This window comes from Antarctobacter sediminis (genome assembly GCF_019218285.1).
Taxonomy (GTDB): domain Bacteria; phylum Pseudomonadota; class Alphaproteobacteria; order Rhodobacterales; family Rhodobacteraceae; genus Antarctobacter; species Antarctobacter sediminis.
Genome location: NZ_JAHUZG010000002.1, coordinates 818,756 through 833,276, shown reverse-complemented (window position 1 = coordinate 833,276; position 14,521 = coordinate 818,756). Strand labels below are relative to the sequence as shown.

The window sequence follows — 14,521 nt, the reverse complement described above, 5'->3', positions numbered from 1 at the left end:
GCGGGATCAATCCGTCAGGTCCCGTGGCACGACAAAGGACGTTGCCCGGCCACTGTGCGGGCGCAGATCGGACCAATCCCCGATATCGAATTCGGCCACGAGCGTGGCGCAGGTCGGATAGGCTGCAAACCGCGGATGTTCGGGTGGCGTGGCCAACATCATCTGCGCAAAGGCCGCGATGCCGGGGTTATGACCGATCACCATGACGCTATCGCCGCGGGCCGTGCGCAAAATGTCCAGCATGGTGTCGGGCGCGGCATGGTACAGGTCTGCCTCAAAACGGGCGGGCGCGGGCAGGTTCAGGCGTGTCAGCGTTTCGCGCGTGCGGGCAGAGGTGGAACACAGGATCTCATCGGGCAGGTGTCCGCCTGCGCGCAGCCACGCGCCGATGGCCGGGGCTGCGCGCCGACCGCGCTTGTTCAGCGGGCGGTCATGGTCCGGCAGATCGTGGCTCCAGTCGGATTTGGCATGGCGCATGAGGATCAGGTGTTTCATCGCGGAACCCCCAGGAATGCGTCCATGTGAAAGGCCGATTGTTCCGGGCGGCGGGTGAAATCCACCGCAACCGGGCAGGCGCGTCGGGTCAGGCAGCCCTCTGTCCGGCACGTCGCGCCTTCGGGCGAGGCGACATGAGCCTTGCAGCGATCCACGTCATAGGGGTGCCCCGGTTTCAGTGCGCCCACCGGGCAGGCGGTTTCGCAGGGACGGGGGCAGGGTGCGCAAGGCGCGCTGCCCGTCACAGGCAGATCAAGGCGCGCGGTCAGCGCCACAGCCGCGCGGTAGCTGATAAACAGCCCTGCCGCATCATGCACCAGCATCCCCACCGGCGAGGACCACGCCCGGCCAGTTCCCAAGGCCCAGGCAAGGAAGGGTGCATAGGGGGGGCCGTCCGAGGGGAACAGCGCCGTGGCATCCCAATCCTCTGCCAGTGTGCGGACAACACGTTTGGACCATCGGTCCAGAGGGTCGGCGGCCTTGTCCGTGTATTCAGGGCTGCGGCTGAACAGGGACCAGAACCGTGGTTCGTCCGGACCAAGCAGCAGAAGCGTGCCGGTGCCCTCCGGCGCGTCGTCCCCAGGGCCGGGGTGCAGGGCGCCGCGTACCCGCAGCCCGACACGGGCCGCGGCACGGTCCGCCGCATGCACCGTGTCCGGGATCATCGCTTGAGCGGGGCCAACCGGTCGGAGCGGATCATCGACCCAGAACCATGTTCGGTGAACAGTTCCAGCAGGCAAGCGTTTGGAACGCGCCCGTCAATGATCACAACGGCACGCACGCCTTCCTCGATCGCCTTGAGAGCGGTTTCGGTCTTGGGGATCATGCCGCCCGCGATCACCCCTTCGGATGTCATCTTGCGCACGTCGTCGGGGGTCAGTTCGGTCACGACCTCGCCGTCGGTGCCCTTGACGCCCTGAACGTCGGTCAACAGCAACAGGCGATCAGCCTTCAACGCGCCCGCGATTGCCCCGGCGGCCGTATCGCCGTTGACGTTATAGGTTTCGGTCGCTTCGGTGCCGGTGGCCACGGGGGCCACAACGGGGATGATCCCGGCGGCAAAAAGATCGCGCAGCACCTGCACGTTCATTTCGATCGGACGCCCGACAAAGCCCAGTTCGGGATCGTCAGGTTCACAGACCATCAGGTCATCGTCCTTGCCGGACAAGCCCACCGCCCGGCCGCCTTCGTCCATGATCGCCTGCACGATCCGTTTGTTCACAAGCCCGGTCAGCACCATTTCCACAACTTCCACGGTGGCCTTGTCGGTCACGCGTTTGCCGCGGACAAAGGTGCTTTCGATGTTCAGCCGTTTGAGCATGTCGTTGATCATCGGGCCGCCGCCATGCACGACAACCGGGTTCACACCGACCTGCCGCATGAGAACGATGTCTCGGGCGAAATTCGCCATTTCCTCATCGTCGCCCATGGCGTTGCCGCCGAATTTCACCACCACGACGGCCCCGGTATAGCGCTGCAGGTAGGGCAGGGCCTCGGAGAGGGTCCGGGCGGTGGCAATCCAGTCTCTGTTCATGTTCTGTCGTCTCATCTCGGGTCTTTCGCGCGGCTGACAGGCCGCAGCATGCCCGCTTGGCGTGAAGAAGGCCAGAGGTCGCGGGCGCGAGTGGGCGCGGACCGGGGGTCAGTCCAGCCCGGCGATGATCGCGCGCAGCGACGCGATGCCATCGCCTTTTTCGCTGCTCGTCACCACGATCTCGGGATAGGCGGCGGGGTGCTTGGACAGCTTTTCGCGCACCTGGGCCAGGATCTTTTCCTGGTCCTTGTCCTTGACCTTGTCGGCCTTTGTCAGCACCGCCTGAAAGGTTACCGCAGAGCGGTCCAACAGCGTCATGATCTCTTCGTCGACGGGTTTGACGCCGTGACGGAAATCGATCAGCACAAAGGCGCGGCGCAGGCTGACGCGACCCGCGAGGTAGGATTTCAGCAGGGCCTGCCACTTGGCAACCACGGCCACCGGAGCATTCGCGAAACCATAGCCCGGCAGGTCGACAAGATAGCGTTCACCCCCAAGCGTGAAATAGTTGATTTCCTGCGTCCGTCCGGGCGTGTTCGACGCACGGGCCAGCCCCTTGCGGCCGGTCAGTGCGTTGATCAGGCTGGATTTTCCCACGTTCGAACGACCGGCGAAACAGACTTCGGCCCGGTCGTCCGGCGGCAGGCCGTTCATGGCCACGACACCTTTGAGAAAGTCGACATCGCCGACAAACAGTTTGCGCGCCGCCTCACGGGTGGCGTCATCGGGCTCTTCGGCCAAGGGAAAGGTCAGTTCCATCAAAGCACCTCTACACGGTCGCCAAGGGCAATCCGCCCGCTGCGCACGACCTCGGCCCGGACCGAGAAATCGCGGTGGTCCCAATGATCCAGCGCGCCCAGCACGTCATGGTCGCGCCGCCCGGTGTCGGGATTGTTATGCGTGGCAAGGCAACGGTCGGTCCGTTCGCGGGGGATCAGCACGGCCTCGCCAATCTGAACCTCACGGTCGATCCAGTCGAACTCTTCCCAGGGGGCGCCGCCATCGAACCACAGGTTGCCGCGCCAACGGTGAATCGACAGGGCATAGCCCAGCCGTTGTTCCACGGCCCTGTGAGACGACAGGTTGCACAGGGTAATCGAGGGAAAGTCGCTGTCGGTAAAGCCTTGGGTCCGGCCCCGGATCACCCGCGCAGAGGGCGCGCGGTTCTCCGGGATAAAGCCTCCGGCCCATGCCACCAGTCTGTCCCCTTCGGCATCGGGGTTCAGCGTCAGGTCATCCCGGTCCGGGTGGGACAGCGTGACGGTGCCAGACGTCTCATCCAGCCGGGCGGTGATCGCGGCAAGCGCCGGGGCCTTGGAGCCACGTGAGAAATGGTTGCAAGACACCCATTTCGATCCGTCGGCATCGGACTGGTCGTGCGCCACGGCCCATTGACGGTCCCATGGCAGGGACTGGCCCGTGACAAGGCTGACCGCGTCCAGCTCTTCCCGGCCGTGGCTCTTGATCGGAAAGCGCCAGATCGCGGTCAGAGAGCGGGTCATTTGCTATCCTGCTCCTTGCCCTTCTTTTTGACCCCGGCCTTGATGTTGCCAAGGATATCCGGCGTGTAGCCATGACTGCGCATGATCAGGTACTGCTGGATGAAGGTGATCACGTTGTTGGTGATCCAGTAGACCACAAGCCCGCTGGCAAATCCGCCCAGCATGAACATGAAAACCCAAGGCATCCACGCAAAGATCATCTGCTGTGTCGGATCGGCGGGTGCCGGGTTCAGCTTTTGCTGAAGCCACATCGAGATCCCCAGCAACAGCGGCAGGATGCCGATGAAGATCAGCGCCAGAATCGACTGCGGATCGGGCGATGCCCAGGGCAGCAGGCCGAACAGGTTGAAGATCGAGGTCGGATCAGGCGCCGAGAGGTCGTTGAACGGGCCAAAGAAATTGGCGTGGCGCAGTTCCAGCGTGACGAAGATCACCTTGTACAGGCTGAAGAAGATCGGGATCTGAAGAAGGATCGGCAAACAGCCGGCGGCCGGGTTTACCTTTTCCTTCTTGTAGAGCGCCATCATTTCTTTCTGGAGCTTTTCGCGGTCGTCGCCCGCGCGCTCTTTCAGCTTCTCCATCTCGGGCTGCAATTCCTTCATCTTCGCCATCGAGGCGTAGGATTTATACGCCAGCGGGAAGAGAACTGCCTTGAGCAGGATGGTCAGACCGATGATCGCCAGACCCATGTTGCCGATATAAAGGTTCAGCCAGTGCAGAACCGCGAACATCGGCTTGGTCAGGAAAAAGAACCAGCCCCAGTCGATCGAGTCGAGGAAGCGGTCGATGCCGGCTTTCTGGTATTCGCGGATGGTTTCCCATTCCTTGGCACCGGCAAAAAGCTTGCTGCTGACTTCCTGCGTGGTGCCGGGCGCCAGTTCGATGGTCGGCAGCACGGCCTCGGTCTGATAGATGTCGCGCCGTGCGTCGTATTTGACGACCGATTTGAACGGCGTGCCGCTGTCGGGGATCAGCGTCGCCATCCAGTAGTGATCGGTGAAGCCGATCCAGCCCGCCTCTTGCACCCGTTCGACCGTGGCTTGCGTGCCTTCGGAGGGGACAACATCAAGGTCGGGCATGTTCGAATATTTGGTCTGCTCAAGGATGCCATCGGACATCTGGAGCGCGCCTTCGAAGAGCACGAAAAAGTTTTTCAGGTCATCCGGTTCGCCATGGCGGGCCAGAACGCCGTAGGGTGCCAACGAAACAGTCTTGTCACCGGTGTTCTCAACCGACTGGGTGACCGAGAACATGAAATCCTCGTCAACCGAGATGGTGCGGCGGAACACAAGACCAGCCGGGCTTTCCCACAGCAGGGTCACGGGATTGTCGGGGGTCAGCGTTTCGCCGGATTCGACGGTCCATGCGGTGTTCGCGCCGGGCACATCGGCAAGGGCCAGACCGTTGCCCGGTGCCCAACCAAAGAGCGCGTAGTAGGGGTTCGTGCTGCTGACCGGGTCAAGCAACTGAACGATCGGGGACTCTTCGGACAGTTCGACATGGTAGTCCTTGAGCCGGAGGTCGTCGATGCGGCCGCCGGTCAGAGAGATCGAACCTTCAAGCCGCGCGCTGTCCAGCGGCAGGCGCGGCGCCTCTGCGGCGTCTGCCGCGGGCGCAGCGCCCGGGACCGGGGCACCGCCGACCGGATCGGCCGCGCGGGGGGCGCTGGCCACGCCATCGGGCGCAACCGGGGCGCCCGTCTCGGCTGCAACCGGGGCATTGGGATCCTCTGCCGGGTCTGGCGGGGGAAACAAGAGGAACCATACAAGGATCACGACCATGCTGAGCGCCGTCGCGAGAAGCAGGTTCTTGTTCTGATCGTCCATGAGGCCGGCCACCTATCCTTTGAAAGTCACCGCTGGGTTCAAACGTTCCGCGCTGCAAAGGTCAAGCGGAATCCAAGTGGCAGGGACGGTGTGGCACATGGGTGCCGGCCCTTTCGGGCCAAGGTGGAGAGGTTTCACCCAGATTTGATAACTCTCGCCGGGGCGCAGAACTCAGCCGGAACTGCGGCCCAGCTTTTGCGCGTCGGCAATCCGGTCGGCGTGGTCATGCGCCCATTTGATCAGCTTGTCCGCCGGCATCGGGCGGGCAATGCCAAAGCCCTGCACGTGGTCGCATCCCAGTTGGGCCAGCAAAGCGTGTTCTCCGACGCTTTCGACACCTTCCGCCAGCGTTTCCAAGCCAAGGCGGTCCGCAAGGCCAAGCACGGCCGCCAGCATCCGGTGCTGTTCCTCGTCACGGTCAATACGGGTGACAAAGCTGCGGTCGATCTTGAGCCGATGCACCTTGAAGCGGCGCAGCGAAGTAATCGACGCATGGCCGGTGCCAAAGTCATCAAGGTCGATATGGCAACCGATCTTGCCCAGCTCGACGATATTGCGGGCGACAATCCCTTCCGGAGCGCCTGCGATCACCGTTTCCAGAACCTCGATGCCCAGCCGCTCGGCCGTCAGGCCAAAGCGGTCCAGTTCCCATTGAATGCGGTCGACAAGTCGCGGGTCGCGCAATTCGGGGTCTGAGAAGTTCACGCTGACGCGGGGAATGTCGATCCCGGCCTGATCCCAACTCCGCAGCGCCGTCAGCGAGTGCTGAAGGATGACCTCGCTCAGGTGATCCATCCGCCCGGCATCTTCGAGGACGCGGAGGAATTGCGCCGGGGGCACGATGCCGCGTTCCGGGTGAATCCAGCGGGCCAAAGCCTCGACCCCGCTGATTGCCCCGGTCGAGGTACAGATCTGCGGCTGAAACCACGGCTGGATCTGGCCATTGGACAAGGCGCGGTCGACTTCGTTGCGGAGGGAGGTTTGCTCGATATGCGCTTGTCGCATGTTTTCCGACCATGCGCGGATTGCCGAGGGACCGTTGGCCTTGGCCTCTTCCAGCGCGACATGCGCCGCCTCCAGCAGTTGTTTACCCGCAGCCTCATTCGCCAGCCGCAGGCTGCCGCAGAATCCGATAGAGGCAGAAAGATAGCGCATGGCATCGCCAACAGAGGCGGGTTCTTCGACGGCATTTTGCAATCGTCCCGACAACTGCAGAAGAGCCTCAAGGTCCAGACGCAGCGAAGGGCCAAGCAGGATCAGAAAACGGTTTTCGCCAAGGCGCACGGCCTCATCATCGCGGCGCAGCGCCTTGCGCAGCCGACCCAGCGTGAGATCGCGCAGCGCATCCACCGTGGCCGTATCCGCCTGAAGCGCCACATGGTCGAGGCCGTCGACCTCGATCAGAAGGCAGGCGGAGGCAAGATTGGCCGCCCGCGCCCGATCCAGCGCCTGTTGCGCCATCCGGCCGGCGGCAATGCTGTCAATGATATCGGCATGTTCGGTACGGACGCTGCGTTCGCCCCCGTCCCACGGAATGCCGACCAGCAGAAACAGACCCGGCATACCAAGCGCCACAACCAGCAAAAGAGGTTCGCCGCCCAACCAGAAGGCGGCAAGCGCCGCCGCCGGAAGAAAAGCCAGTGCCTGTGGTCCCAACAGCCCCCGCCGCAGACCCGTGCGCAGCGTGGCCGGAAGCGTGCGAAGTGACGCCAACATGCCCGTATCCTTGTTCTTCATGGATCGGACACTAGGCGACGTCGGTAACTCGGTTCTTAACGCGGCTCCGGGTTTTTCAACGAATTGGGCGATTCCATGTCACGCATGAGACCGGCAAAGTCGAAAAGTTTGGGATCCAGCATATGAGAGGGCCGGATGTTCATCAGGGACCGGAACATGACCTGGCGTCGGCCAGGAGCATTTTTTTCCCATCCATCAAGGATTTGCTTGACCTGCTGGCGCTGCAAGCCATCCTGCGAGCCGCAAAGGTCGCAAGGAATGATCGGATAGTTCATCGCGCGGGCGAATCGCTCGCAATCCGCTTCGGCCACATGGGCGAGCGGGCGGTAAACAAAGAGATCGCCCTCTTCATTCACCAGCTTGGGAGGCATGGTTGCCAGCCGTCCGCCGTGGAAGAGATTCATGAAGAAGGTTTCCAGAATGTCGTCCCGGTGGTGGCCCAGAACAACCGCGGAACAGCCTTCTTCGCGGGCGATCCGGTACAGGTTCCCGCGACGCAGCCGCGAGCACAGAGCGCAGTAGGTGCGGCCCTGCGGAACCTTGTCGGTGACGATGGAATAGGTGTCCTGATACTCGATCCGGTGCGGAACCTGCATCCGCTCAAGGAATTCCGGCAAGACGGTCGAGGGGAACCCCGGCTGCCCCTGATCGAGGTTGCAGGCCAACAGCTCGACAGGCAGGAGCCCGCGCCATTTCAGTTCGTGCAGGATGGCCAGCAGCGTGTAGCTGTCTTTGCCTCCCGAAAGACAGACCAGCCACTTGGCGCCTTCCTCGATCATTCCATACTGATCGACGGCCTCGCGCACGTTCTGCACGATCCGTTTGCGGAGTTTCTTGAACTCGGTGGTCTTGGGCGCCCCGTGAAACAGGGGGTGAATCTCGTCGGTTTCGTCCAGCATGTGGCGGGGATACGTCCCCGCCACAGCCAGAGCAAGCCCTATCGCCGGGCGCATGGGGTCAGTAGCGGAAGGGATCCGCCAAGACCCGCCTGTCTTCGACCGTGTGGGGAGGCAGGCCGACATCCCGCCGCAGGTGGTCGCTCAGCGCATCGGTCGGAGTGGGCGGAGGCCGCAATGTCGGCGCCCGAAACAGCGCGACAGCCGCGGCGGCCAGTACTCTGAGCGCGCCATGTTGCGCGATGGTGGTGTCGATATTGGTGTCCGGAAACGGAATCGTGGTGTGACTATGCATATAACTGTCCCGGCGCCATGGCGACCGGGCCCCTGTTCAGGATAGAGGAATGCCGAGATCGCACAGCAATGCCGGGCGAAAGGATCAGCGGTTCAGGTTTGGAAAACGGCCCGCGTCAGACAGGGGCCAAAAGTGAAGCGGTGTCAGCCCTGAAGGGATCGGCGAAAGCCATTGCCCCAGGTCGCTTCTTGAGAACCCGCACAGGCAGAGAGTGTCAGATTGTACATGCCAGCCCTCCCTTTACGTTGCGTGGGTCTCTGGGTAGGCTCGTAGCGGAATGGAATCGAAAAAGATACAGGTTTCTCGGGAAAAAGCCGTCAAAGGCGGAAAACCGCGCCGGGTGTCGTCAATCGGGCACGTTGTCGATGCCGGATCCGCCCCACGGATGGCAGCGTGCGATGCGTTTTGCCGCAAGCCAGCTGCCTTTGACGGCTCCGTGCTTTTCCAACGCTTCGAGCGCGTAGACGGAACAGGTGGGGTGAAAGCGGCAACCGTGCCCGACCCAAGGGCTCAGCAACAGCCGGTAGGCGCGCACGGGCAGGGCGACGATATGGGCCAGCGGACTCACTTGCAGCCGCCGTGGACCTTGGCCAGCGCGTAGCGGAGGTCGTTTTGCAAGGCAGCAAAATCGCGCCACGCGGTTTTCTCGGCGCGACCGATCAGGACATAATCCCATCCATCCTGCCCGAGTTCGGGCAGGATCATGCGCGCAATTTCCCGCAGGCGGCGTTTGGCGCGGTTGCGGGCAACGGCATTGCCGACCTTCTTGGAGCAGGTGAAACCGACCCGGATGCCTGTCTTGGGCTCGTCCTCGCCACGTTGCCGGGCTTGCAGAAGGAATCCTTCGCAAGGGGCGCGGCGGGCGCGAGCGGCGCGCAGGAAATCCGCGCGTTTCGACAGGACCGTCAATGGCAAAGAAGCCGCCTCGGGCCTGTCCGGGGCGGCTGTCTTGGCGTGCTTCGTCATACCCGCAAAAGGCGGTATATCAGGCGCTCAGGCTCTTGCGGCCGCGAGCGCGGCGCGCGTTGAGGATCTTGCGGCCCGCTTTGGTGGCCATACGGGCGCGGAACCCGTGGCGACGCTTGCGGACGAGGTTCGACGGCTGAAAAGTACGTTTCATCGCGGCTACTCCGGTTCAATGCCCGCGAGTCGACTCGGGGACAGGAAATTCGAAGCCCTGCCTATAGGGGGGCGTGGGAGATCTGTCAAACGGATGTCATGTTTTTTTCGCCGCAAGGCCGGGCGGAATCCGTTGCGTCGGTCTGTCGGACGCTCGCCCCCGACTGTCTACGCGGTTTCTTTATCTTTGTCAGGTCTGCTCAAATCGCTTTCGGCCCCTGTGTGCCCGTCGGTTTTGCAACAAAGACAGGTCAGCCTGACGCGGAAAATGTTTCACTCTGGCCTTTCGCGCGGCGATTTCTCACGCTGGGGCACAAGTCAGATCAAGCGGGCGTGAGGCGGCTGTTTCGGCGCGGGAATGAAGGGCATCTATCCTGCATACCGCCGCAACATCACACAGGCCCCCCAACCCATGAGCGACATGACCCACACGCCCCAACCCGGAATAAAACGCCATTTGCCCCTGATCGCGATTCTCATCGGCGCGATCATCGGCTTTTTCACGCTGCGCGATTACCTCAGCTTTCAGACGCTGACCGAAAATCGCGAGGCGCTGCTGGCCTTTCGGGACGCGAACTATGGGCTGACGCTGGCGGTGTTCATGGTGGCCTATATCATCATCGTGGCCTTTTCGCTGCCGGGCGCAACAATTGCGACGCTGACCGGTGGCTTTCTCTTTGCGACCTTTCCGGGCGCGCTGTTCAATGTGACCGCGGCAACCTTGGGGGCCACCGGCATCTTCCTTGCCGCGCGTTGGGGGCTGGGGGCCGGGCTGGGGGCCAAGCTGGAAAACTCGCAAGGGATGGTCAAAAAGATCAAGGACGGGATCGACGAAAACCAGTGGTCGATGCTGTTCCTGATCCGGCTGGTCCCGGCGGTGCCCTTCTTTGTCGCCAACCTTGTGCCCGCCTTTCTTGAGGTGCCGGTGCATCGCTACGTGATTTCGACCTTCCTTGGCATCATCCCGGGCGCGGTGGTCTATACTTCGGTCGGCGCGGGGCTGGGCGAGGTTTTTGCCCGCGGCGAAACCCCGGACCTGGGCATCATCTTTGCGCCGCATGTGATCCTGCCGATCCTTGGTCTTGCCGCGCTGTCGGCGCTGCCGATCCTTCTGAAATCCCTGCGCGGCAAGAAAGGCCTGTGACCATGGAAAAGCTGAACTGCGACATCCTGATCATCGGTGCAGGCTCCGGGGGGTTATCCGTGGCGGCGGGGGCCAGCCAGATGGGGGCCGACGTGATCCTGCTGGAAGGTCATAAGATGGGCGGCGACTGTCTGAACTATGGCTGTGTCCCGTCCAAGGCGCTGATTGCCTCGGGCAAGGTCGCTTACGGAATGCAACATGCCTCGGTCTACGGGGTGTCCGACGTGGTGCCGCAGGTGGATTACGCCGCCGCCAAAGATCACGTGGCCGATGTGATTTCGCAGATCGAGCCGGTGGACAGTCAAGAGCGGTTCGAAGGTTTCGGCGTGCGGGTGATCCGCGAATACGGGCGCTTTGTTTCGGATCACGAGGTCGAGGCCGGAGAGTATCGCATCACGGCGCGGCGGATCGTCATCGCCACCGGATCATCGCCGCTGGTGCCGCCGATCCCGGGGCTGGACGCGGTGCCCTATCTGACCAATGAAACCCTGTGGGAGTTGCGCGAACAGCCCGAGCATCTGCTGATCATCGGCGGTGGCCCCATCGGGATGGAGATGGCACAGGCGCATCGGCGGCTGGGATCGCAGGTGACGGTGATCGAAGGGGCCAAGGCGCTGGGCAAGGATGACCCGGAGGCCGCCGCACTGGTGCTGGAACACCTGCGGGCCGAGGGGATCGAGATTGCCGAGGAGGCGTTGGCCGCCGAGATCCGGGACGTCGATGGTGGCATCGAGGTCGAGGCCAAGGACGGGCGCGTTTTCAGGGGCTCTCATCTGCTGGTCGCGGTCGGACGCAAGACCAATACCGACAAATTGAACCTTGATGCCGCCGGGATCGAGACGACCCGCAGCGGCATCAAGGTGGACGACAATCTGAAGACCTCGAACCGGCGCGTCTATGCCATCGGCGATGTGGCGGGCGGACTGCAATTCACCCATGTGGCCGGGTATCACGCCGGGATCGTGGTGCGATCGGCCGTGCTGGGCCTGCCCGCCAAGGTGAGCCAGGCCCATATTCCCTGGGCTACCTATACCCAACCGGAACTGGCGCAGGTCGGCCTGACCGAGGCGCAAGCGCGCGCGGCGCATGGCGACAAGGTCGAGGTTGCCCGCTTTGACTTTCACCACAACGACCGGCTGATTGCCGAGCGCAAGACGCGCGGTTTCATCAAGGCGATGGTGGTCAAGGGCCGACCGGTGGGCGTGACCATCGTGGGTCATCAGGCGGGGGAACTGGCGAACCTTTGGTCCCTTGTGATCGCCAACAAGCTGAAGATGAGCGCGGTTTCCGCCATGGTTTCGCCCTATCCGACCATCGGGGAGATTAACAAACGGGTCGCGGGGGCCTATTTCTCACCGAAGCTCTTTGAGAGCGACATGGTGAAAAGAGTGGTACGGCTGGTGCAGCGCTGGCTTCCCTGAGAGAGAAATGCGCATTCTGAACTCGCTTTCCGGACGTTTCCTGATCCTGACCGTGATCTTTGTCATGGTCGCCGAAGTGCTGATCTTTGTGCCCTCGGTGGCGCGGTTCCGCGAGGATTACCTGCTGGCCCGGCTGGAACGGGCGCAGATCGCCTCGCTGGCGCTGCTGGCGGACGACATGATCGAGCCGGAGCTGGAGCGTGAGCTGCTGGAAAATGCCGGTGTCTTCAACATCGTGCTGCAACGTGACCAGATCCGCCAGTTGATGCTGTCGTCCGAAGTGCCAGGCGAGGTGTCGCAAACCTTCGATCTGCGCGACGCCCCGGCGGTGACGCTCATGCGGGACGCAATCGCCTGTCTTGTCGATGCCGAGCCGCAGGTGATCCGGGTGATGGGCAATCCGCTGCGCGATGGCGGCGAACTGATCGAGGTCACAATGGACAGCGGACCGCTGCGCGCGGCGATGCTGGATTATGGTGTGCGGATCCTGCTGTTGTCGGCGGCGATCTCGATCATCACGGCGGGTCTGTTGTTCCTCGCCGTGCGCAAGTTGCTGGTGAAACCGATCAAGGGTGTCGTTGGCCATATCCGTGACTACGCCGCGGCCCCCGAGGACGCGCGGCGGATCATTCAGCCCATGGCCACCGTCCGAGAGTTGCGCGAGGCCGAGGAATCGCTTCAATCGCTGCAATCCCAGCTGACGCAGGCGTTGCGACAGAAGGAGCGCCTGGCGCAGTTGGGTGGCGCTGTTGCGCGGGTCAGTCACGATCTGCGTAATATCCTGACTTCGGCGCAGTTGTTCACCGACCGGATCGAGATGTCCGAGGATCCGGCTGTTCAGCGCATGGCCCCCAAACTGGTGAATTCGATCACGCGGGCGATTTCGCTTTGTGAAAGCACGCTGGCCTTTGGCCGGGCCGAGGAACCCGCTCCGCGGCTGATGCTGTTCAATCTTGCCGAACTGACCGGCGAGGTGCTGGAGGCCGAGCGCCTTGCGATCGGAGAGGCGGATGTCTCGCTTTCCGAAGATATTCCGGTTGGATTGATGGTGCGCGGCGACCCGGAGCAGATCTATCGCGCCTTGTCCAACATGATCCGCAATGCGCGGCAGGCCATCGTTGCCACCGGCCAGCCCGGCGAAATCAGCGTGGCCGCGCGCTCTGATGAGGCGGATTGGGTGATCACGGTGACGGATACCGGCCCGGGGCTGCCGCCCAAGGCGCGCGAACACCTGTTCCAAGCCTTTCAGGGGGGTGTTCGAAAAGGCGGCTCCGGTTTGGGGTTGGCCATCGTGATGGAATTGATCCGCGGCCATGGCGGCACGGTCAAGCTGGCCCGGTCAGACGAAGGCGGCACCTGTTTCGAAATCCGCCTGCCGATGGGTGGGGTCGGGTGACGCTTGGTCATCCGGTCTTTGGTGCAAAGAGTTTGGGTTTGAGGCGAAAAACTTTGGAAAGGCCCTTGCCAAGCCCCGGAGTGGGGGGTAAACGCAGCCCTCACGGACCGATAGCTCAGCTGGATAGAGTACTTGACTACGAATCAAGGGGTCGGGGGTTCGAATCCTCCTCGGTCCGCCACTACCACCCGGTAGGGCAGGATTTTCCGGACAAGATGCCGATAAATGACACGCCCTCGGGCGTGTTTTTTGTTGCGTGCGGTCGGGGAGGAACGCGGGTGGCTGGCGATCAATTTAGCGGCAGTTCTCTGCGCGGCTCCGGGCCTTTCTGGCGTCCTCTCGGAAAATCTGAGAAGATCGGGGCAAGATTGATTGGAATTAATAGAGCTATGCGCTTTGCGCGCGGAGACGATCGGTTGTTTCTAAAGGGGGTTTCGTGTCGGAACGGGGCGCACAGATAGCCGCCCTGCCCATGCGCAGGGATGCCAAGGATCAGGTCAAGGTGTTGATGGTGACCTCGCGTGACACGGGGCGCTGGGTCATGCCCAAAGGCTGGCAGATGGATGGCAAGAAGCCATGGCGCGCGGCCGAGATCGAGGCGCTGGAAGAGGCCGGTGCCAAGGGCCGCATCGGCAGTGCGATGATCGGCAGCTATTGCTATGGCAAGGTGCTGGACGACGGCAACGTCGTGCCTTGCCTTGTCGAGGTCTACCCGATGTTCGTGGACAAGCTCTTGCGGGATTGGAAGGAGCGGAAAGAGCGCAAGCGCAAGTGGTTCAAGCCCGAGGCTGCCGCCAAGCGGGTGAATGAACCCGAACTTGCCGAGTTGCTGTTGAGCCTGCGCAGCAAACCGCACAAAATCCCCGCCATTCGTGATCTGATCGACGAAGCCTGACGGAACTCTGTCGACGATCGTTGGCAAGGCTGCTTTGCGGTGGGATTCACCTCGGATCGCCTGCCATAGGCGGGACTGTTGTTGAAACCCCGGCGGTATCAGCGCGTTGTTGGATGTTCAGAACGTCGGCCGCGCTATGGCCATCATTTCCTTCAGAGGGTGCTGAAGGAGGTCGATGGTGAGGATTTTGGCTATTGCACGGAATACACGCAGGTTCCGCTGAATTCCTTTGACGGCTGCTGCAAGCCGACACCCCGCGTG

The 14,521-nt window shown here is 62.6% G+C and carries 16 protein-coding genes and 1 tRNA gene; 5 read left to right on the top strand and 12 right to left on the bottom strand.

Features of this window, described 5'->3' with window-relative positions; translation table 11 throughout:
- Positions 1–6: 6 nt before the first annotated feature.
- The 12 genes from KJP30_RS11940 to rpmH form a co-directional block, all read right to left on the bottom strand.
- Entirely contained in the window at positions 7–495 is a 489-nt protein-coding gene (locus KJP30_RS11940) for a SixA phosphatase family protein (protein WP_218449504.1), read from the bottom strand.
- Entirely contained in the window at positions 492–1,160 is a 669-nt protein-coding gene (locus KJP30_RS11935) for a ferredoxin (protein ID WP_218449503.1), read from the bottom strand. The genes KJP30_RS11940 and KJP30_RS11935 overlap by 4 nt, the downstream gene beginning before the upstream one ends.
- Positions 1,157–2,044, bottom strand: a complete 888-nt coding sequence (argB, locus tag KJP30_RS11930) for an acetylglutamate kinase (RefSeq protein ID WP_218449502.1) — start codon at positions 2,042–2,044, stop codon at positions 1,157–1,159. Before argB ends, KJP30_RS11935 begins: the two co-directional genes overlap by 4 nt.
- Positions 2,045–2,137: 93 nt before the next feature.
- Positions 2,138–2,788 (bottom strand): ribosome biogenesis GTP-binding protein YihA/YsxC, encoded by a 651-nt coding sequence (gene yihA, locus KJP30_RS11925; protein WP_218449501.1) that lies wholly within the window; start codon positions 2,786–2,788, stop codon positions 2,138–2,140.
- Positions 2,788–3,531, bottom strand: a complete 744-nt coding sequence (locus tag KJP30_RS11920; protein ID WP_218449500.1) for an MOSC domain-containing protein — start codon at positions 3,529–3,531, stop codon at positions 2,788–2,790. Before KJP30_RS11920 ends, yihA begins: the two co-directional genes overlap by 1 nt.
- Positions 3,528–5,357, bottom strand: a complete 1,830-nt coding sequence (gene yidC / locus KJP30_RS11915; RefSeq protein ID WP_218449499.1) for a membrane protein insertase YidC — start codon at positions 5,355–5,357, stop codon at positions 3,528–3,530. The genes KJP30_RS11920 and yidC overlap by 4 nt, the downstream gene beginning before the upstream one ends.
- 171 nt (positions 5,358–5,528) lie before the next feature.
- Complete coding sequence (locus KJP30_RS11910) at positions 5,529–7,073, bottom strand: putative bifunctional diguanylate cyclase/phosphodiesterase (protein WP_218449498.1); 1,545 nt, start codon at positions 7,071–7,073, stop codon at positions 5,529–5,531.
- Positions 7,074–7,129: 56 nt separating this feature from the next.
- Positions 7,130–7,993: a tRNA 2-thiocytidine(32) synthetase TtcA gene (ttcA, locus tag KJP30_RS11905; RefSeq protein WP_218449497.1), complete on the bottom strand. Its 864-nt coding sequence runs from the start codon at positions 7,991–7,993 to the stop codon at positions 7,130–7,132.
- Positions 7,994–8,051: 58 nt separating this feature from the next.
- The gene (locus tag KJP30_RS11900; protein ID WP_218449496.1) at positions 8,052–8,285 is read right to left on the bottom strand and encodes a hypothetical protein; all 234 of its coding nucleotides are present in this window, start codon (positions 8,283–8,285) and stop codon (positions 8,052–8,054) included.
- A gap of 346 nt (positions 8,286–8,631) precedes the next feature.
- A complete protein-coding gene (yidD, locus tag KJP30_RS11895; RefSeq protein WP_218449495.1) occupies positions 8,632–8,853 on the bottom strand; it encodes a membrane protein insertion efficiency factor YidD in 222 nt (73 codons plus the stop codon).
- A complete protein-coding gene (rnpA, locus tag KJP30_RS11890; RefSeq protein ID WP_218449494.1) occupies positions 8,850–9,251 on the bottom strand; it encodes a ribonuclease P protein component in 402 nt (133 codons plus the stop codon). The genes yidD and rnpA overlap by 4 nt, the downstream gene beginning before the upstream one ends.
- 19 nt (positions 9,252–9,270) lie before the next feature.
- Positions 9,271–9,405, bottom strand: coding sequence for a 50S ribosomal protein L34 (gene rpmH / locus KJP30_RS11885; RefSeq protein ID WP_012177012.1), 135 nt, complete (start codon positions 9,403–9,405; stop codon positions 9,271–9,273).
- 411 nt (positions 9,406–9,816) lie between these two features.
- Between rpmH and KJP30_RS11880 the strand changes: the two genes are divergently transcribed.
- The 5 genes from KJP30_RS11880 to KJP30_RS11860 all read left to right on the top strand — a co-directional run bounded on the left by KJP30_RS11880 (position 9,817) and on the right by KJP30_RS11860 (position 14,260).
- On the top strand, positions 9,817–10,548 hold the full coding sequence (locus KJP30_RS11880; RefSeq protein WP_218449493.1) for a TVP38/TMEM64 family protein: 732 nt from the start codon (positions 9,817–9,819) through the stop codon (positions 10,546–10,548).
- A 2-nt stretch (positions 10,549–10,550) separates the two neighbouring features.
- A complete protein-coding gene (locus KJP30_RS11875) occupies positions 10,551–11,969 on the top strand; it encodes a dihydrolipoyl dehydrogenase family protein (RefSeq protein ID WP_218449492.1) in 1,419 nt (472 codons plus the stop codon).
- 13 nt (positions 11,970–11,982) lie between these two features.
- Entirely contained in the window at positions 11,983–13,365 is a 1,383-nt protein-coding gene (locus tag KJP30_RS11870) for a sensor histidine kinase (RefSeq protein ID WP_218450132.1), read from the top strand.
- A gap of 104 nt (positions 13,366–13,469) precedes the next feature.
- A tRNA-Arg gene (locus KJP30_RS11865) sits at positions 13,470–13,546 on the top strand.
- Between the two features lie 255 nt (positions 13,547–13,801).
- Positions 13,802–14,260 carry an NUDIX hydrolase gene (locus KJP30_RS11860; RefSeq protein ID WP_218449491.1) on the top strand — a complete coding sequence of 153 codons (459 nt, stop codon included), beginning with the start codon at positions 13,802–13,804 and terminating at the stop codon, positions 14,258–14,260.
- Positions 14,261–14,521 lie beyond the last annotated feature (261 nt).

What these genes read in the sequence shown, in the direction of transcription:
- rpmH (WP_012177012.1), bottom strand. Translation starts at nt 9,405, where the DNA reads ATGAAACGTACTTTTCAGCCGTCGAACCTCGTCCGCAAGCGTCGCCAC.
- KJP30_RS11880 (WP_218449493.1), top strand. Translation starts at nt 9,817, where the DNA reads ATGAGCGACATGACCCACACGCCCCAACCCGGAATAAAACGCCATTTG.
- yidC (WP_218449499.1), bottom strand. Translation starts at nt 5,357, where the DNA reads ATGGACGATCAGAACAAGAACCTGCTTCTCGCGACGGCGCTCAGCATG.
- KJP30_RS11920 (WP_218449500.1), bottom strand. Translation starts at nt 3,531, where the DNA reads ATGACCCGCTCTCTGACCGCGATCTGGCGCTTTCCGATCAAGAGCCAC.
- argB (WP_218449502.1), bottom strand. Translation starts at nt 2,044, where the DNA reads ATGAGACGACAGAACATGAACAGAGACTGGATTGCCACCGCCCGGACC.
- yihA (WP_218449501.1), bottom strand. Translation starts at nt 2,788, where the DNA reads ATGGAACTGACCTTTCCCTTGGCCGAAGAGCCCGATGACGCCACCCGT.
- KJP30_RS11910 (WP_218449498.1), bottom strand. Translation starts at nt 7,073, where the DNA reads ATGTTGGCGTCACTTCGCACGCTTCCGGCCACGCTGCGCACGGGTCTG.
- KJP30_RS11875 (WP_218449492.1), top strand. Translation starts at nt 10,551, where the DNA reads ATGGAAAAGCTGAACTGCGACATCCTGATCATCGGTGCAGGCTCCGGG.
- rnpA (WP_218449494.1), bottom strand. Translation starts at nt 9,251, where the DNA reads ATGACGAAGCACGCCAAGACAGCCGCCCCGGACAGGCCCGAGGCGGCT.
- ttcA (WP_218449497.1), bottom strand. Translation starts at nt 7,993, where the DNA reads ATGCTGGACGAAACCGACGAGATTCACCCCCTGTTTCACGGGGCGCCC.
- KJP30_RS11900 (WP_218449496.1), bottom strand. Translation starts at nt 8,285, where the DNA reads ATGCATAGTCACACCACGATTCCGTTTCCGGACACCAATATCGACACC.
- KJP30_RS11935 (WP_218449503.1), bottom strand. Translation starts at nt 1,160, where the DNA reads ATGATCCCGGACACGGTGCATGCGGCGGACCGTGCCGCGGCCCGTGTC.
- KJP30_RS11940 (WP_218449504.1), bottom strand. Translation starts at nt 495, where the DNA reads ATGAAACACCTGATCCTCATGCGCCATGCCAAATCCGACTGGAGCCAC.